Source organism: Litorerythrobacter xanthomarinus (assembly GCF_046254955.1).
Lineage (GTDB): Bacteria > Pseudomonadota > Alphaproteobacteria > Sphingomonadales > Sphingomonadaceae > Qipengyuania_C.
The window spans coordinates 776,302-795,232 of sequence record NZ_JBJXRG010000001.1 but is presented as its reverse complement, the minus strand read 5'-3'; the positions used below and the strand labels follow the sequence as shown (position 1 = coordinate 795,232).

The 18,931-nt window shown below is 60.2% G+C and carries 16 protein-coding genes; 7 read left to right on the top strand and 9 right to left on the bottom strand.

What is annotated here, in order from left to right:
• The first annotated feature begins 21 nt into the window (after positions 1 to 21).
• From ACEWMW_RS04120 to ACEWMW_RS04105, 4 genes are all read left to right on the top strand, one after another.
• Complete coding sequence (locus ACEWMW_RS04120; RefSeq protein ID WP_409412620.1) at positions 22 to 1,212, top strand: efflux RND transporter periplasmic adaptor subunit; 1,191 nt, start codon at positions 22 to 24, stop codon at positions 1,210 to 1,212.
• A gap of 6 nt (positions 1,213 to 1,218) precedes the next feature.
• Positions 1,219 to 5,016, top strand: a complete 3,798-nt coding sequence (locus tag ACEWMW_RS04115) for an efflux RND transporter permease subunit (RefSeq protein ID WP_409412619.1) — start codon at positions 1,219 to 1,221, stop codon at positions 5,014 to 5,016.
• Positions 5,017 to 5,084: 68 nt separating this feature from the next.
• Complete coding sequence (locus tag ACEWMW_RS04110) at positions 5,085 to 6,293, top strand: DUF445 domain-containing protein (RefSeq protein WP_409413603.1); 1,209 nt, start codon at positions 5,085 to 5,087, stop codon at positions 6,291 to 6,293.
• Positions 6,281 to 6,829: a GNAT family N-acetyltransferase gene (locus ACEWMW_RS04105; RefSeq protein ID WP_409412618.1), complete on the top strand. Its 549-nt coding sequence runs from the start codon at positions 6,281 to 6,283 to the stop codon at positions 6,827 to 6,829. Before ACEWMW_RS04110 ends, ACEWMW_RS04105 begins: the two co-directional genes overlap by 13 nt.
• Positions 6,830 to 6,903: 74 nt before the next feature.
• Here ACEWMW_RS04105 and ACEWMW_RS04100 read toward each other — a convergent pair whose 3' ends face one another.
• The 3 genes from ACEWMW_RS04100 to ACEWMW_RS04090 all read right to left on the bottom strand — a co-directional run bounded on the left by ACEWMW_RS04100 (position 6,904) and on the right by ACEWMW_RS04090 (position 9,535).
• Positions 6,904 to 7,770: an energy transducer TonB gene (locus ACEWMW_RS04100; protein ID WP_409412617.1), complete on the bottom strand. Its 867-nt coding sequence runs from the start codon at positions 7,768 to 7,770 to the stop codon at positions 6,904 to 6,906.
• Positions 7,771 to 7,831: 61 nt separating this feature from the next.
• Complete coding sequence (locus ACEWMW_RS04095; protein WP_409412616.1) at positions 7,832 to 8,761, bottom strand: electron transfer flavoprotein subunit alpha/FixB family protein; 930 nt, start codon at positions 8,759 to 8,761, stop codon at positions 7,832 to 7,834.
• Positions 8,762 to 8,788: 27 nt separating this feature from the next.
• Entirely contained in the window at positions 8,789 to 9,535 is a 747-nt protein-coding gene (locus tag ACEWMW_RS04090; RefSeq protein ID WP_409412615.1) for an electron transfer flavoprotein subunit beta/FixA family protein, read from the bottom strand.
• 176 nt (positions 9,536 to 9,711) lie between these two features.
• Between ACEWMW_RS04090 and ACEWMW_RS04085 the strand changes: the two genes are divergently transcribed.
• Complete coding sequence (locus tag ACEWMW_RS04085) at positions 9,712 to 10,257, top strand: DUF6265 family protein (RefSeq protein ID WP_409412614.1); 546 nt, start codon at positions 9,712 to 9,714, stop codon at positions 10,255 to 10,257.
• On the opposite strand, the gene ACEWMW_RS04080 is transcribed toward ACEWMW_RS04085, so the two are convergent.
• Positions 10,254 to 10,673 carry a GFA family protein gene (locus tag ACEWMW_RS04080; protein ID WP_409412613.1) on the bottom strand — a complete coding sequence of 140 codons (420 nt, stop codon included), beginning with the start codon at positions 10,671 to 10,673 and terminating at the stop codon, positions 10,254 to 10,256. The two genes, ACEWMW_RS04085 and ACEWMW_RS04080, sit on opposite strands and share 4 nt — an antisense overlap.
• Positions 10,674 to 10,692: 19 nt before the next feature.
• On the bottom strand, positions 10,693 to 11,892 hold the full coding sequence (gene sucC, locus ACEWMW_RS04075; RefSeq protein ID WP_409412612.1) for an ADP-forming succinate--CoA ligase subunit beta: 1,200 nt from the start codon (positions 11,890 to 11,892) through the stop codon (positions 10,693 to 10,695).
• 104 nt (positions 11,893 to 11,996) lie between these two features.
• On the opposite strand from sucC, the gene ACEWMW_RS04070 reads away from it, so the two are divergent.
• Positions 11,997 to 12,788, top strand: coding sequence for a 3'(2'),5'-bisphosphate nucleotidase CysQ (locus tag ACEWMW_RS04070; protein ID WP_409412611.1), 792 nt, complete (start codon positions 11,997 to 11,999; stop codon positions 12,786 to 12,788).
• 45 nt (positions 12,789 to 12,833) lie between these two features.
• On the opposite strand, the gene ACEWMW_RS04065 is transcribed toward ACEWMW_RS04070, so the two are convergent.
• Positions 12,834 to 13,529 carry an OmpA family protein gene (locus ACEWMW_RS04065; protein WP_409412610.1) on the bottom strand — a complete coding sequence of 232 codons (696 nt, stop codon included), beginning with the start codon at positions 13,527 to 13,529 and terminating at the stop codon, positions 12,834 to 12,836.
• A 175-nt stretch (positions 13,530 to 13,704) separates the two neighbouring features.
• Here ACEWMW_RS04065 and ACEWMW_RS04060 point away from each other — a divergent pair, with 175 nt between their 5' ends.
• Positions 13,705 to 15,033, top strand: a complete 1,329-nt coding sequence (locus tag ACEWMW_RS04060; protein WP_409412609.1) for a hemolysin family protein — start codon at positions 13,705 to 13,707, stop codon at positions 15,031 to 15,033.
• Here ACEWMW_RS04060 and ACEWMW_RS04055 read toward each other — a convergent pair.
• Genes ACEWMW_RS04055 through ileS form a run of 3 tightly spaced genes read right to left on the bottom strand, consistent with a single transcriptional unit; the run spans position 15,030 to position 18,890 of the window.
• Positions 15,030 to 15,440 carry a DUF3035 domain-containing protein gene (locus ACEWMW_RS04055; RefSeq protein ID WP_409412608.1) on the bottom strand — a complete coding sequence of 137 codons (411 nt, stop codon included), beginning with the start codon at positions 15,438 to 15,440 and terminating at the stop codon, positions 15,030 to 15,032. The two genes, ACEWMW_RS04060 and ACEWMW_RS04055, sit on opposite strands and share 4 nt — an antisense overlap.
• Positions 15,433 to 15,975: a signal peptidase II gene (lspA, locus tag ACEWMW_RS04050; RefSeq protein WP_409412607.1), complete on the bottom strand. Its 543-nt coding sequence runs from the start codon at positions 15,973 to 15,975 to the stop codon at positions 15,433 to 15,435. Before lspA ends, ACEWMW_RS04055 begins: the two co-directional genes overlap by 8 nt.
• Positions 15,972 to 18,890, bottom strand: a complete 2,919-nt coding sequence (ileS, locus tag ACEWMW_RS04045; protein ID WP_409412606.1) for an isoleucine--tRNA ligase — start codon at positions 18,888 to 18,890, stop codon at positions 15,972 to 15,974. Before ileS ends, lspA begins: the two co-directional genes overlap by 4 nt.
• Between the last annotated feature and the right edge of the window lie 41 nt (positions 18,891 to 18,931).

The following is an 18,931-nucleotide window of genomic DNA, read 5'->3' as shown; positions in this document are numbered from 1 at the left end:
AGCGAGTGAGGCGGAAAGGCCATGAAGTACGAGCCCGGCGTGAGAGCGGATGCCAACAAAGCATTCCCAGCCGATCTGGACGGTATCGATGAGGTGGAACGCAGCGTGCGCCGGCGGCGGTTCATCATTGCCGCCGTCCTCCTTGTTCTTGGCGCCGCCATCGCATTTTTCGCTTATACGAAATACGTTCAGGACGCGCTTGGCGCAGGCGATGACGATTCGCAGCTTCCGGTTGTGACCGTGGTCGCGCCCGGGCGGGTGACCGTAGAAGGCACAATCGGTGCAACCGGTACTTTGGCAGCGCGCCGCGAGATGCCGGTTGGCGTGGTTGGCGAAGGCGGCCGCGTGGTCAGCGTGCCGGTGGAAGCAGGCGAATGGGTGCGCGCCGGCCAAGTGCTGGCCTCGATTGATCGTTCGGTCCAGTCGCAGCAAGTCCAGAGCGCAGCAGCACAGGTCGATGTCTCGCGGGCTGATGCACAATTGGCGCAGGCTAATCTCGATCGCGCATTGCAACTGGTCGAGCGGGGTTTCGTATCGAAGGCAGATATTGATCGGCTCACAGCAACGCGCGATGTCGCTGCAGCGCGGGTACGGGTGAGCCAGGCGCAGCTGGCCGAGCTTCGCGCTCGCAACGCAAGGCTCAATATCCTTGCGCCGGCTGCCGGGCTGCTCCTTGAACGCAATGTTGAGCCTGGAGCAGTTGTTAGCCCGGGATCGGGCGCATTGTTCCGGATCGCGCGCGGCGGCGAGATGGAGTTGCTGGCGAATGTCGGCGAATCCGAACTCAGCCAGCTTTCGGTTGGCGTTGCGGCAGAAGTGGTGCCAGTCGGTAGTGATAAGACTTTCACCGGCCAGGTCTGGCAGCTTGCCCCCACGATTGACCCGATGGATCGTCAGGGCACGGCGCGGATCGCGCTAAGCTATGCTGAGCAATTGCGTCCCGGCGGATTCGCCAATGCGACAATCCGCAGCGGTACAGTCGTTGCGCCCGTGCTTCCGGAGAGCGCAATTCTGTCGGATGACGATGGCAGTTTCGTCTATATCGTTGGTGAGGATAACAAGGTTGAACGGCGCCCCATCGAAGTCGGTGCCGTAAGGGCTGAAGGTATCGTGGTGCAAGACGGACTGGTCGGCACCGAACGCGTGATCCTGCGCGCCGGCGGCTTCCTCAATCCGGGCGAAACCATCAAGCCAGTTTTCGAGGAAGGCTGAGCCGCGATGAATTTCCGTAACATCTCCGCCTGGTCGATCCGGCACCCAATGGTACCGATCGTCATCTTCACCGGCTTAATGCTGCTGGGGTTGATGAGCTTTTCGGGGATGAAGGTTCAGGACAATCCGGACGTTGAGTTCCCGGTCGTGATTGTCACTGTCGCCCAACCTGGCGCCGCCCCCACGGAAATTGAGAAGCAGATTACCCAGCGCGTAGAAGCCGCTGTCCAGAGCGTCGAGGGGATGCGGACGGTTTCTTCAACCGCACGCGAGGGATCGTCATTGACAGTTGTCGAGTTCACCATCGGCACAGATGTCATCGAAGCGGTCAACGAAGTGAAATCGGTCGTCGACCAGGTGCGCGGCGAACTTCCTGACGGCATTCTCGAGCCGCGTGTCTACCGCGAATCGATGTCCAACAATCCGGTCGGCTATTTTGCGGTCGCAGCCGATGATATGACGCTCGAACAGCTATCATGGTTTGTCGACGATACTGTAGCCAATCGACTGCTGAGCGTGCCGGGCATGGCCGATGTCAGCCGGGCCGGCGGAGTCGATCGAGAGATCGTCGTCACGCTTGATCCCGCGAAGATGCAGTCGCTTGGCGTGACGGCAAGCCAGATAAATGCGCAGCTTCGCCAAATCAATGTCGATGCCGGTGGCGGCGTTGCCGAGATCGCCGGTTCGCGGCAATCGGTTCGCGTCTTGGGCAATGCCGAGAGCGCCTTTGCCCTCTCGCAATCGCGTATCCCGCTCGGCGGTGGCCGGTCAGTCAAGCTGTCCGATGTCGCAGATGTGCGCGACAGCTTTGGAGAAGTGCGCTCGATCGGCAAGTTCGAAGGCAAGCAGGTTGTCACTTTCGGAGTCACCCGTGCAAAGGGCGAATCTGATGTGTCGGTCTACGAAGGTGCGCTCGAAGAGCTGGACAAGATAAAAGAGGAATATCCCGGGGTAAGCTTCACCCCGCTGTTCACCAGCGTCGACTACACCAAGGGGCAATATACCAGCTCGATGGCTGCAATGATCGAGGGTGCGATCCTTGCAGTGATCGTGGTCTTCTTCTTCCTGCGCGACTGGCGCGCGACAATTATCGCCGCCTTGGCGATCCCGCTCTCGGCGATTCCGACCTTCTGGTTCATGGATTTGATGGGCTTCACGCTGAACACGCTCTCATTGTTGGCGCTGGGGCTGGTCGCCGGTGTTCTTGTCGACGACGCGATCGTGGAGATCGAAAATATCGTGCGCCATATGCGCATGGGCAAGAGCGCCTACCAGGCGTCGATTGATGCGGCGGATGAGATCGGCTTGCCGGTGGTCGCGACAACCTTCTCGATCGTTGCGGTCTTCTTGCCGGTCGGGCTGATGCCCGGCATCTCCGGCCAGTTCTTCAAGAATTTCGGCCTCACCGTTGTCGCGGCGGTGCTGATGAGCCTCGCCGTGGCGCGTATGATCACCCCGATGGTAGCCGCCTATTTCCTCGAAGCTAAAGGCGCAGCGTCGCATGGCGAGGGCAAGTGGATGGATCGCTATGAGCGTTTGCTGCGGTGGACATTGTGGCGCGACAAAGCGTTACTGACAAAGCCGGCGCCGAAGTTGCTAAGTTCGCACGTCGCGCAGGCATTCCTGACAACGCTCGCATTTGGCGTTATCGCCGCTTCCTTTGTTGGAGCAGCATTTTTCTCATTTGACTTCCTCGGCCGCTACGTTGGGAGTCTGGCTCAAGCGTCCGCGCCCCCTACTTCTGGATTGAGCTTTGTTTCGACTAGTCTCACAATCGGACTCTTCATAGTCCGGATAGTCTCTTCGCTTGTTGCTGGATTTTTGGCTGCGTGGGTTGTTTCCCGTCTTGTGAACTTCCCGCTAGGGATGGTGGGGCTTGGCCTGCGAGAGCGGACGTCGACCAGAACTGGATATTACCTACTCGCACTTTCGCTCTTCCTCGCCATTGGCGCTGTGTTTTTCGCCGTGGTTGGCCTTGTCATTTTTGCGCTAGTTGGTCCGGCGAATTTCCTTGTCGACACCACTTTCTATGAAGGGCTGATGCCTGAATGGATGCCGGGCGCGCTGGCGCACCTGCTGGCATTCATCCCTGCAGCGACATTCCTTTTCGTTGGTACAGGCCTTGCGCTCGTTGCTGGCTGGATGGTTGCTGGCTTTGCTTCGAAAATCGTGAGTGGATTTGCGGGGGGCATCGGCGGCGCATTCGCCGAACGATTCCACTGGCGTTCGGAGCGAATGGGACACCGTTTCCAGGATCGCCGGATGTGGATGATGGGGATCGGCGCGACAGCACTCTTGCTCACGGGGTTGATAACCGCGCAAATTCCCTCGCAGTTCTTCCCGACGTTCAACAGCGATTTCAGCCGCATCAGCGTCCAGATGGTTCCCGGCACCACGCTGGAGCAAACCGAAGACGTAGCCGATCGCGTAGCGCGGATTGTCAATGATCGCCCTGAAGTGAATACGGCGCTTGCCCGGATCAACGAAGGCAGTGCCAATGTGTTCATCACGCTCAACAAAGACCGCGAAGTAACCCAGCAGGAATTTGAACGCGCGGTGACTCCGTTGCTGCAAGAAATCCCGGATGCGCGTGCATCCTTCCAGAGCATGCAGGGGCCGGGCGGCGGCGGCAGGCCGATACGTGTCATGCTTTCGGGCTCGGATCCGGAGCTGCTGCGGGAAGCTTCGACCGCGCTTGTCGAACAGATGAAGGGCGTCGAGGGTGTGGTTGCGCCGCGGATCGATGCTGACCTGCGCCGCCCTGAAGTCATAATCACGCCGCGGACCGATCTTGCTGCCAGTCTGGGAGTTACGACCGCCGCCCTGAGCCAGACGATTCGCATCGCGACGATTGGCGATATCGATCAGAACGCGGCCAAATTCTCGCTATCCGATCGCCAGGTACCGATCCGCGTACGGCTATCGACCGAATCGCGCCGTGACCTGTCGGTGATCCGCAATTTGCCAGTCCCCACCGCATCGGGCGGCTCGGTGCCGCTCTCGCGCGTTGCCGAGATTTCGCTCGGTTCCGGCCCGACGACGATCCAGCGTTACAACCAGAATCGCCGTACTTTCGTTAGCGCTGATCTTGCTCCCGGTGTCGCTAGCGGCGATGCGATGCAGGCGATCCAGAAACTTCCGATCATGCAGGACCTCCCCTTGGGCGTGACCAATGCACCCTTCGGTGAGCAGGAATGGCAGATCGAAATGATCTATAACTTCCAGATCGCGCTGATCGCAGGCGTGTTGCTGGTCTTCGCAGTGCTGGTCCTGCTTTATCACAGAGTGGTTTCTCCTCTGGTCAATATGGGATCGCTGTTCCTCGCGCCATTCGGCGGGATGCTGGCGGTCTGGCTTGCGGGGCAACCGCTCTCCATGCCGGTGCTGATCGGGACACTGATGCTATTCGGGATCGTCGCCAAAAACTCGATCCTCCTGATCGATTTCGCGATTGAGGAAATGGCCCGCGGTACGCCCAAGTATGACGCGATTGTCGAGGCCGGGCGCAAGCGCGCGCAGCCGATTGTCATGACCACCGTCGCGATGACGGCAGGCATGGTCCCGACCGCGCTTTCGCTTAGCGGTGATGGCGCCTTCCGCGCTCCGATGGGCACGGTGGTGATCGGGGGCCTGATCGTTTCGACCCTCCTGACCCTGCTGATCGTCCCGGCCGGCTTCAGCCTCGCCGACGGGCTCGAGAAGAAGCTCGGTCCGTGGCTGCGTGAGCGCCTGCTTACTTACCGCCCAGGCGATGAAAATCGCACCGGCCTGGCGGGCGAAGCGGCGGCAACTCCGGCCGAGTGACGGCACAGAGCGACCCTGATCTTCCGGCAGCAGTGATGCAGCCGATACCACCGGACCGCGCGCGCAACATGCGGCTCGCGGCGACCGGGATGCTGATCCTGATGGCGGGTCTGTTCCTGCTTTCTGGACGATATCTCGATCTGCATCCCTCGTGGGGCTACCTGCATGCTTTCGCCGAAGCGGCTATGGTTGGCGGGCTCGCGGACTGGTTTGCAGTAACTGCACTCTTCCGCCGTCCGCTGGGCCTGCCGATCCCGCACACCGCGATTATTCCTGAGAACAAGGACCGGATTGCCGACACGATGGCGCAGTTCCTGCGCGAAAACTTCCTCACGCCCGCGGTCGTCGCGCGGCGGATGAGCGGGATGAACATCGCCGACGCGCTGGGCAAGTTCCTCTCCGATCCGAGCACGGGATCAGGCTCGCGCATCCGTGCCGGGGCGGGTGACCTTTTCGTGGAGATACTCGAATCGCTCGATCCGGATCGGTTGGGAGGGCAGGTCAGCTCCGGCCTCAAAACGCAGCTTGAGAAGATTGATGTTGCGCCGCTGCTCGGACGGATGGCCAGCGTCGCCATTGCCGATGGGCGTCACACGCCGCTGATGGAAAGCCTGATCCGCTGGTCGGGTCTGGTTCTCGAAGATAACGAGGACCTCGTCCGCGAGATGATCCACCAGCGCGCCAATGGCATTGTGCGCTGGACGGGATTGGACGAAAGGCTCGCGACTTCGGTGCTGGACGGTCTCTACAAGATCCTCGCTGAAGTGCTGGTCGATCCCGACCATCCCTTGCGTGACAAGGTGCAGGAAGGCCTCGAAGACCTTGCCGACAAACTCCAGCACGATCCCGAGACGCAGCAGCGCGTCGAGCGGCTCAAGCTCGAGCTGCTGGCCAATCCGGCGCTGGGCGAATGGTGGCAGGGGGTTTGGGAGCGTATCCGCGGCGGCCTGATCGACATGGTGCAAGGCAAGGACATGGCGTTCTCCGGCTTGGGCGGCAGCCTCAATGATCTCGGCATCGCGCTCAGGCAGGACCAGCGCCTGCAATACCAGGTCAATCGGTTTGCCCGCCGCACGGCAGTTGGCGTGGCCACGCGCTATGGTGACCAGATTGTCCAGCTTGTGTCGGAAACCGTGCGCCGCTGGGATGCTCGGACCCTGACTGATCGGATCGAAGGCGCTGTTGGCCGCGATCTCCAGTTCATCCGAATAAATGGAACGCTTGTGGGCGGCCTCGTCGGGGTGACGATCCACTTCCTGAGCCAATGGCTGTGGTGAAGCTTCCTGATCCGGAGCGACCGGTGATTGTCACCGAGCGGCTCGAACTATGGATGCCGACAGCCGAAGATATCAAACCACTGATCGATATCGTCATGCATGAAGAAACCGCGCGATATCTCGGCTCAAATGCGAACCATGCCGATCACTACACACGCTTTCAGCGCAATGCGGGCAGCTGGATACTTCATGGGTATGGCGGCTTTATCGTAAGGGAGAGAGGCGCCGCCGCCGCTATCGGCAATTGCGGTATCTTTCACAGCTATCGCGGGATGGGCAAGGACTTTGACGACAAACCCGAAGCGGGCTGGATTATCGCGCATGGCTGCGAGGGCAAGGGCTATGCCCGTGAGGCTATGGATGCCGCGCTCTCCTGGTTCGAGCGCGCGCACGGCCAACAGATAATCGTCTGCATGATCGAGCAGGGCAATGAGGCATCGTTCGCATTGGCGTCTCGCCTGGGATTTGCGGAAATACGCCGGACCTCCTTGCCGAAAACAGCGGAAATCGTGCTTATGGCGCGGGGAGCGGAATGAGCAATTTGATCGAGTGATCTGTGTCCTAAAGCGCCGAATCTCCGGCATATAGCCAGAGTTGCAGTCCTTTCGCTTTATCTCGCCACAAAATAGCTGATTGACTGAAGATAGTAACTGTCGATGGCCACACCTGTGGCATCGATGGCGGGTTCAAATTCTCCGTATTTAACAAGAGTTTTGCATGCTCTTTCCGAAAGCGCGTCATACGTTATGCTGGCCAGCGCGATGCAATCCGACGCGATACCGTTGCGATTGATCTTGACCCTGATCCGGACAGGGCCATGTTTGCCGCGATTCAAAGCCTTGATCGGGTATGATCGGCCCATTCTTGCATTCAATTGCTCAAAGTTCGTTATTTGGGCAGAACGTTGCAGATCAATGTGCCTGTCTTTGTCCAATCCCCATTCGACAAGGAGATCAGCCAAACAATGGTTCATAATCAATCGCATCTCTTCAAGTGACCCGGTTTCGATACGAAGATCTTTCCGAAACGCGTTTTCCACATGGAGCGCACGAACCGATCTGGCCCAAGAGAGCAGGTCCTCCTCGGTGAATGTCTCGGTGTCGATCCCGGCTGCAAAATGGGTGGTGGCGTAAATACCATCCTGACCTAGCTCGCTTCTTATCTTATAACTGCTGACATCTTCGATGACGGTTTGGTGAGGGTCGAACCGTAACTTCAGGTCCCATCCGGTGGCTTTGAGGTCGGAAGCCACGAGGATAATGTCAATCAGTCGGCCTGGCGCATACTGTCGGAACTCCAGTTGAAGCGTTTCGTCTCCACGCTTGAATTTGCGGACAAATGCGCAGTGGTCGATTTCGTACCGTCCTATCCATTGCGAATCCGGCTCAAATACGAGCGGCTCTGCGTCTTTCGCGTAGGCTGAGGTCGCCAGACTCGCAAAGGCGAGCAGCGAAGCTGCAAGATATTGAATGGCCATACGAAAACCTCCGCCGTGCAGGGTAGCGCGGCGGAGGTATTCTCGCAATGTTACGAGAGGCTTAGAGTTTCTCAGTCAGCTCCGGCACGGCCTTGAAGAGGTCTGCCACAAGGCCGATATCCGCGACTTGGAAAATCGGTGCATCCTCGTCCTTATTGATGGCGATGATGGTTTTGGAGTCCTTCATGCCGGCAAGGTGCTGGATCGCGCCGGAGATGCCGATCGCGATATAGACTTCTGGAGCCACGATCTTGCCGGTCTGGCCGACCTGGTAATCGTTGGGGACATAGCCCGCATCGACCGCAGCGCGTGAGGCGCCGATGCCTGCGCCGAGCTTGTCCGCCAGCGGCGTGATATACTCTTCGAAGGTCGCCGCGTCCTTGAGCGCGCGGCCACCCGATACGATCACCTTGGCGCTGGTCAGCTCAGGGCGTTCGCTTTCGGCGATCTCCGCGCTGACGAAACTGGAGAGACCCGCATCGCCGGGGCCCGATACCGCTTCAATCGTGCCTGAACCACCTTCGGTCGCCGCTTTTTCGAACGCGGTGCCGCGCACAGTGATCACCAGCTTGGGATCGCTGCTTTCGACGGTGGCGATGGCGTTGCCAGCATAGATAGGACGCGTGAAAGTCTTGTCACCTTCCACCGAAATGATGTCCGAAATCTGCATCACGTCGATCATGGCCGCAACGCGAGGCGCGATATTCTTGCCGGTTGTGGTGGCAGGGAACAGTACCGCATCGTGGCTGTCCATCAGGCCAGCGATCAGCGGGGCGACATTTTCGGCCAGCGCATGCTCATAGGCGGCATCGTCGGCAACATGGACCTTGCCGACGTCAGCAATCTTGGCGGCCTGCTCTGCGACACCGCCGCAGCCCGATCCGGCTACCAGCAGGTGCACTTCACCCAGTTTCGATGCCGCGGTGACAACTGCCAGCGTAGCATCCTTCATCTCGTTATTGTCGTGTTCGACCCAGACGAGCGTTTTCATATCCTGTGTCCTTTCCTGTCCGGGTTCTTACGCGATGCCGAGCGCTTTGATCTTTGCGACCAGCGCATCGACGTCCTCGACCTTTTCGCCTGCCTGGCGAACCGGCGGTTCGGAGACATTGGTGGTGGTGAGGCGCGGCGTCGTGTCGACGCCGTAATCGGCCGGAGCCTTGGTATCGAGTGGCTTCTGCTTCGCCTTCATGATGTTTGGCAGCGACGCATAACGCGGCTCGTTGAGGCGCAGGTCGGTCGTGACGATGGCGGGCATGGGAAGCTTTACCGTTTCCAGGCCGCCATCGACTTCGCGCTTCACGGTCACGCTATCGGCATCGAGCTCGATCGTGTTGGCGAAGGTGCCTTGCGGACGGCCCATCAGCGCAGCCAGCATCTGGCCGGTCTGGTTCGAATCGTCGTCGATTGCCTGCTTGCCCAGTAGGACAAGGCCCGGTTGTTCCTCGTCGGCAATAGCCTTGAGGATCTTGGCAACCGCCAGCGGCTCGACCTCATCGTCGGTCTGGACCAGGATTGCGCGGTCAGCACCCATGGCGAGCGCGGTGCGCAAGGTTTCCTGTGCCTTGGCCGGGCCAATCGAAACGGCCACGATTTCTTCGGCCTTGCCCGCTTCCTTGATACGGATCGCTTCTTCGACCGCAATCTCGTCAAACGGGTTCATGCTCATCTTGACGTTGGCGAGATCGACGCCGGAGCCATCGGCCTTGACGCGCGGCTTGACGTTGTAATCGATCACCCGCTTCACGGGCACGAGGATTTTCATCTGGGGGTTCCTTCCCTTCGGCAAATTTCGAGGCCCGATTAGCTAGCGCTTACGTAAACGTCAAGCGGACTCGGACTGACAGAGTGCGATGTGTGCCAATGCCACAGACGCGGGCTAGGTCAAGCTCATCAATTAGGGTAATCAGGGTCAGAACGTAGCCTAACAGGAGGAGAGCGATGAAGGCTTTGCTAGGATTGGTGGCAGCAATGGTGCTCGCTTCAAGCCCTGCTGCTGCGCAGGAAACACGGGTGGCACCGCAAGATCATGTGCCGCCGCCCGCAGATATCGCGCAGCTAGGCTGGCTGGTCGGCCAATGGGCCGGTGAGGGGATCCAGGGCGCCCCTGCGTTCGAGAGCTGGTTGCCGCCTACTGGCGGAACGATGGTGGGTACATTTGTCCAGACGGTCAACGGTGAGGACGGCGAAGGTGGCCTAATGTTCACCGAGCACATGTATATCATGCCGGATGGCGATGCATCGCTCGCGCTCAAGCTCAAGCATTTCAATGCCGACCTGACCGGATGGGAGGAGAAGGACGGCATGCTGACCTTCCCGCTCGTCGCAATGGAGGAATGCGCGGCATTCTTCAACGGGCTGACGCTGCGCTGCGATGAGCGGGAGGATGGCACGGATGGGCTCGTCGCCGCAGTTCGCATGAAGAGCAGCAAACCCGAGCCGCAGGAACTGACCTTCCGGTTCGCGCGGGTTGAGTCGAAGGACTAGGCTTTTGGCATTCCCCTAAAATTGTAGCGAGCTTCAGGCGGCTCGATCCAGCTGGCGGCTTCGCTCAGATAGACATTGGAGATAGGCTGAAAGCTCTGGGGATCCGTCAGCGTGGTCGCAAAGAGGTTCAAAAGGTGCTTTGCCCCGGCAGACTGAGCATGAATGCGCGTTCCGCATTTAGCGCAATGCGCTGTGGTTACTTCATGCCCGGCATCCGATTGGCGCTTGAAGCTGACCAACCCGCCTGAGATCTCCACACTTTCCGCCGGTACTGTGAAGGCGGAGACGAAAGGTGCGCCGCTTAGCTTCTGGCATGCTCTGCAATGGCAATTGACCGACCAAACGGGCTCCTTGCTGCAAACATAGCTAATCTGGCCACAAAGGCATTGGCCAGAAATCGGCGGGTTGAGCTTCAAGACCGTGCTTCGCAGGCGCTCAAGCCGCCTGTTTCACCTCGGCGACGATCTTGCGTGCGGCGTCGCCCAAGTCGTCGGCGCTGACAATCGGCAATCCCGAATTCTCGAGAATTTCCTTGCCCTTGGCCACGTTAGTGCCTTCCAGACGAACCACCAGCGGAACCGACAGGTTCACATCTTTCGCGGCCTGGACGATCCCGTCAGCGATGACGTCGCATTTCATGATCCCGCCGAAGATATTGACGAGGATGCCTTCGACTGCCGGATCCTTAAGGATGATCTTGAATGCGGCAGTGACCTTCTCCGTGGTTGCGCCGCCGCCCACATCCAGGAAGTTGGCCGGGAAGGCACCGTTGAGCTTAATGATGTCCATCGTCGCCATGGCAAGCCCGGCGCCATTGACCATGCAGCCGATGTTGCCGTCGAGCTTGATGTAGGCGAGATCGTACTCGCTCGCTTCGACTTCGGCCGGGTCTTCCTCGGTTTCGTCGCGCATCGCTTCAACATCGGGGTGACGATAAAGCGCATTCGAGTCGAAGCTCATCTTGGTGTCGAGCACCAGCAGGTTGCCATCATCGGTTTCGACAAGCGGATTGATCTCGAGCATCGAGGCATCGAGGTCCATGAAAGCGGTGTAGAGTTGCTTGGCGAGCTTCTGGCACTGTTTGTTGAGATCGCCCTTGAGCTTCAGCGCAAATGCCACGGCGCGGCCGTGATGCGGCATGAAGCCCTGCGCGGGATCAATCGTGATGGTTGTGATCTTCTCTGGAGTGTCGTGAGCGACTGCCTCGATATCCATCCCGCCCTCGGTCGAGGCGACCATGGCCACCTGGCCGCTGGCGCGGTCCACCAGCATCGACAGGTAGTATTCCTTGGCGATATCGACGCCGTCGGTCACGTAGAGGCGATTGACCTGCTTGCCTTCATCGCCCGTCTGGACAGTCACGAGCGTATTGCCGAGCATTTCGCGCGCATTGGCTTCGACCTCGTCGATCGAATTGGCGAGACGCACGCCGCCTTTCGCATCCGGCCCCAGTTCCTTGTACTTGCCCTTGCCGCGACCGCCGGCGTGGATTTGCGCCTTGACGACATAGAGCGGTCCGGGAAGCTGCTTCGCGCCTTCGACCGCTTCTTCTACGGTCAACGCGGCATGTCCTGCCGGTATTCCGATACCATATTTCGCGAGCAGTTCCTTGGCCTGGTATTCGTGAATATTCATGGGGGAGAAGACCTTGCGATTCTTACGTGAAAGTGTGCTCGCGCGCCTAAGCATGTATCGCGGCGCTTGAAAAGTGCTCGCGGCGGCCTCAACGATGAACTGGCATGATTGATAGCGAACGCCTCGATGAAATCGTCCGGGAAGCGGGGCAGATCGCTTTCGGTCAGTGGCCGGGTGCCGGTCATGAAGTCGAGATGTGGGAAAAGGAGCCCGGGCATCCGGTTTGCGCGGCTGATCTTGCAGTCGATGCTTTCCTCAAGCGCGAGCTTGGCGCCCTGCTTCCTTCGGCAGGGTGGCTTTCGGAGGAAACGGCCGACGAGGAATCGCGCCTCGCAAGGGATCTCATCTGGCTGGTCGACCCAATCGACGGGACCCGGGATTTCATTCGCGGGCGCAAGGGGTGGGCGGTCTCGGTGTGCCTGGTGAGTGCAGGCCGGCCATTGATCGGTGCGCTGGCCGCGCCGGCCCGCGATGAAAGCTGGCATGCTGTTGCGGGTCAGGGGTCTTGGCGCAATGGCGAGCGTCTGGCCTCCTCACGCCGTGCTCAATTCTCAGGCTCACGTGTTCCGGCAGATGCCTTGCCCAAGGCGGACAGTGATCTGTGCCTGGTGGAGAAGCCCAATTCGATTGCCTTGCGCGCAGCGATGGTCGCAGCGGACGAAGCGGACCTGCTGGCAACCTTGCGGTGGGGGTATGAGTGGGACATTGGGGCCGCGGCATTGATCGCGCGGGAGGCAGGAGCCGCGGTGACCGATGCTTTCGGCCAGCCGCTTGCCTATAACAAGCGCGATCCGCGCGCGTTCGGTGTGCTTATTTCTGCACCGGGGATTCATGGCGATGCAGTTGGGCGGCTGGCGGAGCGCGCTGCCGATCTCGCCCCACGAACAAAGGGCTGACCTCGCGGCCAGCCCCCTGTCTAGTTTCAGCTTTGGCCGGAAGGCTTAGTTGCCCTGTGCATTCTGGGCTGCTGCCACATCCTGCTCATCGAACGGTATAACCTTGATCTCAACCCGGCGATTGAGCGGTTCGTTCACACCGTCGCCAGTCTGAACGCGCAGCCGCGTTTCACCAAAGCCCTGCCAGCGCAGGCGCGACGCTGCCACACCGCGCTGGATAAGGTAATCATGGACTGCCTGGGCGCGGCGTTCCGAAAGCAGCTGATTCGAAGAAGCCGAACCCACAGTGTCCGTATGTCCGTAAACATCGATGATCGAATTGGGGTACTTCACGAGGCTGGCGGCGACCGAATCGAGCGCGCTCTGGAAGCTTGGGCTGATTGAGTAGCTGCCTGTTGCGAACGTCACGTCAGGAAGGTTGACCAGAAACGCATCTTCTCCGGGGATCTGGCTGACATCTACGCCGGTCCCGGCGGTATCTTCCTCGATCTCCTTGATCTGCTGGTCCATTTTGTAGCCGACATAGCCGCCTGCTGCAGCGCCGCCAGCAGCGCCAATGATGCGGCCGGTCTTGCCGCCAATAGCACCGCCGAGGAGGCCGCCGAGTACAGCACCGCCAACACCGCCGATGGCAGTGCGGGAGACTTTCTTCTCACCGGTGTTGGGATCGGTAACACAGCCGGAAACGGTTATGAGCGAAAGGGCTGCCACGCTCGACATAAGAATGCGTGATTTTGCCATGGAATTCTGTCCTTTCCTGCGTGCCAGTTTGGCTGGCACAGAATGTTATTGGGCGCGCCCACCAGCGTCCTGACACTGTAAACGGTCGACGCGGGGGCCTGTTCCCTGCTTTATTCGGGCTTTGACGGGCCCAGATGCTGGCGCAGCGAGCGTTTTATGCTAGCGCTAGGGCGTTGTGACACCCTTTCCCTGGTCAGATCTGTTCATCATCGGCGGGCTCATATTGCTCAACGGTGTATTCGCCATGTCAGAACTGGCAATTGTTTCGGCGCGGACATCGCGCTTGCGCGCAGCTGCCCATCAAGGAAGCAGCGCTGCCAAGGTCGCGATTGCACTGGCCGCCGATCCCGGCAAATTCCTTTCGACCGTACAAATTGGGATAACTCTCGTCGGCATCATCGCCGGAGCTTACTCGGGTGCGAGCCTCGGCGGCCCGGTGGGCGAGCGCCTTGCGCTGCTGGGTGTCCCGGCTGATTGGGCAGGAGACGCCGGGTTCGTGTTGGTTATTGCCATGACAACCTATTTCAGCCTTGTCGTTGGCGAGCTGGTTCCCAAGCAGATCGCGCTCAGGGCAGCAGTGCCCATTGCCGTGGCTATGGCGCACCCGATGGCCTTCCTTGCGCGAGTAGCGGCCCCATTGGTGTGGCTGCTCGATACTTCATCAGGCGCGCTCATGCGCATCATGGGTGTTCGGCCCGCCGGGCAGTCTTCAGTAACTGCGGAAGAGTTGCACATGATATTCGCCGAGGCCACCCGTTCGGGCGTGATCGAGGCCGAGCAGCACCAGATTTTGGCGGGCGTCGTGCGGCTGGCCGAACGCCCGGTGCGCGAAATGATGACGCCGCGTACCGAGATCGACTGGATCGATGTCGATGCCGATCGCGAAGCGCTCCAGGCGATTATCGATGAAAGCCCGCATTCGCTGTTGCCCGTTGCCGAAGGATCGCCCGACAATGTGCTGGGCGTGGTCAAGCTGCGTGAAGTGCTGGCGCGCATGGTCGAAGGAAAGTCCGTCAACTTGCGCTACTTGATGAAGACTGCCCCCGTCATTCCCGACCAGCTTGATGCGATGGACGCACTGCGGGCGCTGCAGCAGGCGGAAATCGCGATGGCGATGGTGCATGACGAATATGGCCATCTCGATGGAATCGTAACTCCGGTCGATCTGCTCACTGCCATCGTGGGCGATTTCGTCAGTGATCAGGACGATGGCGAAGGGCCGCAGATCATCGAGCGCGAAGATGGCTCGCTGCTCGTGTCAGGGGCCGTCGCTGCCGACGTGCTGGCTGACCGGCTGGCGATCGAATATGCCGAAGATCGCGAATTTGCGACCGCCGCAGGGTTCGTTCTGGCCGTGCTCAAGAAGCTGCCGGTCACCGGCGAGCACTTCGATGAGCAGGGCTGGAGATTCGAAGTCGTGGATATGGATGGCCGCAAGATCGACAAGCTCCTGGTGAGCTCGATTGCGCCACCGGAGCCGAACGAAGCTCCGGAAGAGGCCTAGCCGGGGATTACGGCCTGCGCCGAAGCGCCATCGCCTTCGGGCGCGGCGATGATATCGCGCGTCACGCCGCCCTTCGCGACCGTATTCGTTTCAGGATCGCCAACTTTCGTGCGGATGCCAGGCTCCGCCGTGCCAGCGCGTTCGAGCGCGCTCACTTCCACCGCACTTCGTGGGGCCGAGCCGCCAAACAGGGCATCGAGCGCCTGCTGCGCAGCCGTGCCGTCACCGGGGCGCGGCGCACCCGGAGCGGGCGGGACCATATTGAAATCGGGCGGGACCACCAACGGCGCCTGGCGCTGCACGGCGAATTCGTCAGGCCGGTCACGATTGAGGAAGCCGCCGCCGCCGCATCCGGCCAGCATGGCAGAAGCGCCGAGGGCGAGAGTGATGTGGGCCAGTTTACGCATTTGGTCTCTCCGCGGCATCTGGTGCCGGTTCTTGGGAATCGTCAGCGTCCTTCTTGCCGAGCAGGAAGGATCGCACAAGGATTATGACTACGCCGATGGTGATAGCAGCATCGGCGACGTTGAAAATCATGAAGGGGCGGAATTCCCCGAAATGCAGGTCGGCATAGTCGATGACATAGCCATTGAGATAGCGATCGCGGATATTGCCGATCGCCCCGCCGAGGATCATGGCGAGCGCTGCAATGTCGCCAAATGCCGTCTCTCGCACCATCCACACCGTAACCACCAGCGCAATCAGGCTGGTCAATCCGATCAGTGCCATCTGCATCTCGGGCGAAGTCGCCTGGAACATGCCGAGCGAAATGCCGAAATTCTGCACGAAGCGCAGGTCGAAGAAGGGCAGCACTTCCATGTAGTCGCCGATGCGGTCAATGCTCAGGGGGCCGGTGACCCAGGCCTTGACCCACTGGTCGATCGCGAAGATCGTCAGCGCCAGGGCAAAGCCGATCAGGCGGTTGCGCGTCAGCGTGCTCATGCGGCTGCATCCATCTGACTGACCACTTCGTCGCAGCGGCCGCACAGCGCCCCGTCTTCCGAGACTTCGGGCAGCAGGCGCCAGCAACGGCCGCATTTGTGGTCGGATGTCTTGGTCACGGTCACTTCGTCGCTATCGCTGCGCGTCACTGACGCGGTGATGAACAATTCGGCGAGTTCTGCATCAGTAAAGCCATCAGGCACCGCATTGGCCGGGACCGTCACTTCGGCTTCGAGGCCCGAACGGATAATTTTCTCGCGCCGCAGCGGCTCGATCGCTTCCATCACACGCTCGCGCAGCTGGCGCAGCTGCTTCCATTTCGTGCCATCGGCGGTAACGCCCGGCACCTTGGGCCATTCGAGCAGGTGGACCGACCCGCCATCGGGATAACGCGTCTGCCACACTTCTTCGGCGGTAAAGACCAGCACCGGCGCGGCATAGCGCACCAATGCATGGAACAGCAGGTCGAGCACGGTACGATAGGCGTTACGCTTGGTACTGTTCTCGCCGTCGCAATAGAGTGAATCCTTGCGGATATCGAAGAAGAAGGCCGACAGATCTTCATTGCAGAACTCGACCAGCAGGCGCGTGTAGGTGTTGAAGTCGTAGTCATCGACCGCGCGGCGCAGCTTCCCGTCGAGATCGGCCAGCAGCGCGAGGACATAGCGCTCGAGCTCGGGAATCTCGCCGCCGTCGCCCATGTCGCCGACAAAGCCGTCGAGCGCGCCAAGCATATAGCGGAAGGTGTTGCGCAGGCGGCGGTACTGATCGGCCACGCCTTTGAGGATCTCGTCGCCGATGCGGTGATCTTCGGTGAAATCGACCGAGAGCGCCCATAGCCGGATGATATCCGCGCCATATTGCTCCATCACCTTGAGCGGATCGATTGTGTTGCCAAGGCTCTTCGACATCTTGCGCCCGTCGGCCGCCATGGTGAAGCCGTGCGTCAGGATCTGGTCGAAGGGGGCGCGCCCGCGCGTGGCGCAGCTTTCGAGTAGTGAGGACTGGAACCAGCCGCGATGCTGGTCGCTTCCCTCCAAATAGAGATCGGCGGGCCATTGCAATTCGGGCCAGCGATCGCCTTCGAGCACCCAGGCATGCGTGGTCCCCGAATCGAACCATACGTCGAGAATATCGGTGACCATCTCGAAATCGCCGGGATCGTATTGCGCGCCCAGGAAGCCGGCCTTGTTGCCTTCGTTCCAGGCATCCATGCCTCCTTGGTGGACAGCGGCGACGACGCGCGCATTGACTTCGGAGTCCTGCAGGTAGGAGCCATCGGGACGGACGAACAATGTAATCGGCACGCCCCAGGCGCGCTGGCGCGATAGCACCCAGTCCGGCCGTCCCTCGACCATCGAGCCGAGCCGGTTGCGCCCCTTTTCGGGCACGAAGCGCACCCGCGCGATTTCGGCCATGGCGCGCTCGCGCAGCGTGGGCGCAGCGCAGACGGTTTCCTCGGAAGGATCGATTGCGCCGCCTTCGCTTTCCCAGCTCTTGTCTTCAGCCGATTTTGGCTCGAGGTGGGTCAGGTCCTTGTCCATCGGCACGAACCATTGCGGCGTGCAGCGGAAGATGACCTTGGCCTTGGAGCGCCACGAATGCGGATAGCTATGCGCATAGTCGGCGCTCGCGGAAAGCAGCGCGCCTGCTTCGCGCAGGTCTGAACAGATCGGTCCTTCGGGCGAATTGAACGGCTTGTTGATGACGCTGCGGCGGCGCTCGTCTTGCCCGCCGAGCCACAGCCAGTCATCACGATAGAGGCCGTTGTTCATCACCGCGAATTGCGGCTCAATCCCGTGCTCCTTGCACAGCAGGAAATCGTCCTCGCCATGATCAGGCGACATGTGGACGAGACCGGTGCCGCTGTCGGTGGTAACGAAATCGCCCGGCAGGAAGGGGCGGGGCTTGGCGTAGAACCCGCCGAGATGGTGCATCGGGTGCTTGGCGACGGTGCCGGCAAGTTCGGAGCCTTTGATCGTTTGCAGAGGAATAATCCGAAAGCCGACTCTCGTTGCATACTGTTCGACAAGGCCGGCAGCTATCAACACTCCACCCTTCGGAACTGGACGATCATGGTCACCCATGCGATCCCCAAACCGGCAGACCGCATATTCGAGGTCAGGGCCGTAAGCTAAGGCTTGGTTTACTGGAATGGTCCAGGGGGTTGTCGTCCAGACAACGGCTCTCGCACCTTGAACGGCCTCGCATGGAGACTCCACGATCTCGAACGCCACATCGATTTGTGGGCTGTCGGTCAGGTCTTCATATTCAACCTCGGCTTCGGCGAGCGCGGTTTCCTCAACCGGTGACCACATGACCGGTTTCGAGCCGCGATAGAGATTCCCGCTTTCTGCCAGCTTCATCAGCTCGGCGACGATCACCGCCTCGCTTTCCTTCTGCATGGTGAGATAGGGGCGATCCCAATCGGCCATGATCCCGAGCCGCTTGAGCTGTTCGCGCTGCGTATCGACCCAATGCTGGGCATAGGCCCGGCATTCATCGCGGAAGGCCTTTACTTCGGCTTCATTGCGGCCGTTGCCCGAAAGAACAGGCTTGTCGCGCTTTTTCTTGCGGTATTGCTCCTCCACTTTCCATTCGATCGGCAGGCCGTGGCAATCCCAGCCGGGGACGTAAGGCGCGTCCTTGCCCAGCAGGTTCTGCGTGCGGCAGACCATGTCCTTCAGCGTATGGTTGAGCGCATGGCCGATATGCATGTCGCCGTTTGCGTATGGCGGGCCATCATGGAAGATGAACTTCTCGCGGCCCTCACGCGCTTCGCGCAGCTGCTTGTAAAGACCTTCCTCTTCCCAGCGTGCGGCAATGCCCGGCTCCTTTGCAGGAAGGCCGGCCTTCATGGGAAAATCGGTCTTCGGAAGGAAGACCGTGTCTTTGTAGTCGCGCTGTTCAGACATAGCGAAGCGCCGTTAGGACATTCGAGACGTGCAATAAACCC

Coding starts and splice junctions, on each gene's coding strand:
- lspA (WP_409412607.1), bottom strand. CDS start 15,975: ATGAGCACGCTGACGCGCAACCGCCTGATCGGCTTTGCCCTGGCGCTG.
- ACEWMW_RS04110 (WP_409413603.1), top strand. CDS start 5,085: ATGCGGCTCGCGGCGACCGGGATGCTGATCCTGATGGCGGGTCTGTTC.
- ACEWMW_RS04115 (WP_409412619.1), top strand. CDS start 1,219: ATGAATTTCCGTAACATCTCCGCCTGGTCGATCCGGCACCCAATGGTA.
- ACEWMW_RS04065 (WP_409412610.1), bottom strand. CDS start 13,529: ATGGCAAAATCACGCATTCTTATGTCGAGCGTGGCAGCCCTTTCGCTC.
- ileS (WP_409412606.1), bottom strand. CDS start 18,890: ATGTCTGAACAGCGCGACTACAAAGACACGGTCTTCCTTCCGAAGACC.
- ACEWMW_RS04090 (WP_409412615.1), bottom strand. CDS start 9,535: ATGAAAATCCTCGTGCCCGTGAAGCGGGTGATCGATTACAACGTCAAG.
- ACEWMW_RS04120 (WP_409412620.1), top strand. CDS start 22: ATGAAGTACGAGCCCGGCGTGAGAGCGGATGCCAACAAAGCATTCCCA.
- sucC (WP_409412612.1), bottom strand. CDS start 11,892: ATGAATATTCACGAATACCAGGCCAAGGAACTGCTCGCGAAATATGGT.
- ACEWMW_RS04085 (WP_409412614.1), top strand. CDS start 9,712: ATGAAGGCTTTGCTAGGATTGGTGGCAGCAATGGTGCTCGCTTCAAGC.
- ACEWMW_RS04100 (WP_409412617.1), bottom strand. CDS start 7,770: ATGGCCATTCAATATCTTGCAGCTTCGCTGCTCGCCTTTGCGAGTCTG.
- ACEWMW_RS04095 (WP_409412616.1), bottom strand. CDS start 8,761: ATGAAAACGCTCGTCTGGGTCGAACACGACAATAACGAGATGAAGGAT.
- ACEWMW_RS04105 (WP_409412618.1), top strand. CDS start 6,281: ATGGCTGTGGTGAAGCTTCCTGATCCGGAGCGACCGGTGATTGTCACC.
- ACEWMW_RS04055 (WP_409412608.1), bottom strand. CDS start 15,440: ATGCGTAAACTGGCCCACATCACTCTCGCCCTCGGCGCTTCTGCCATG.
- ACEWMW_RS04070 (WP_409412611.1), top strand. CDS start 11,997: ATGATTGATAGCGAACGCCTCGATGAAATCGTCCGGGAAGCGGGGCAG.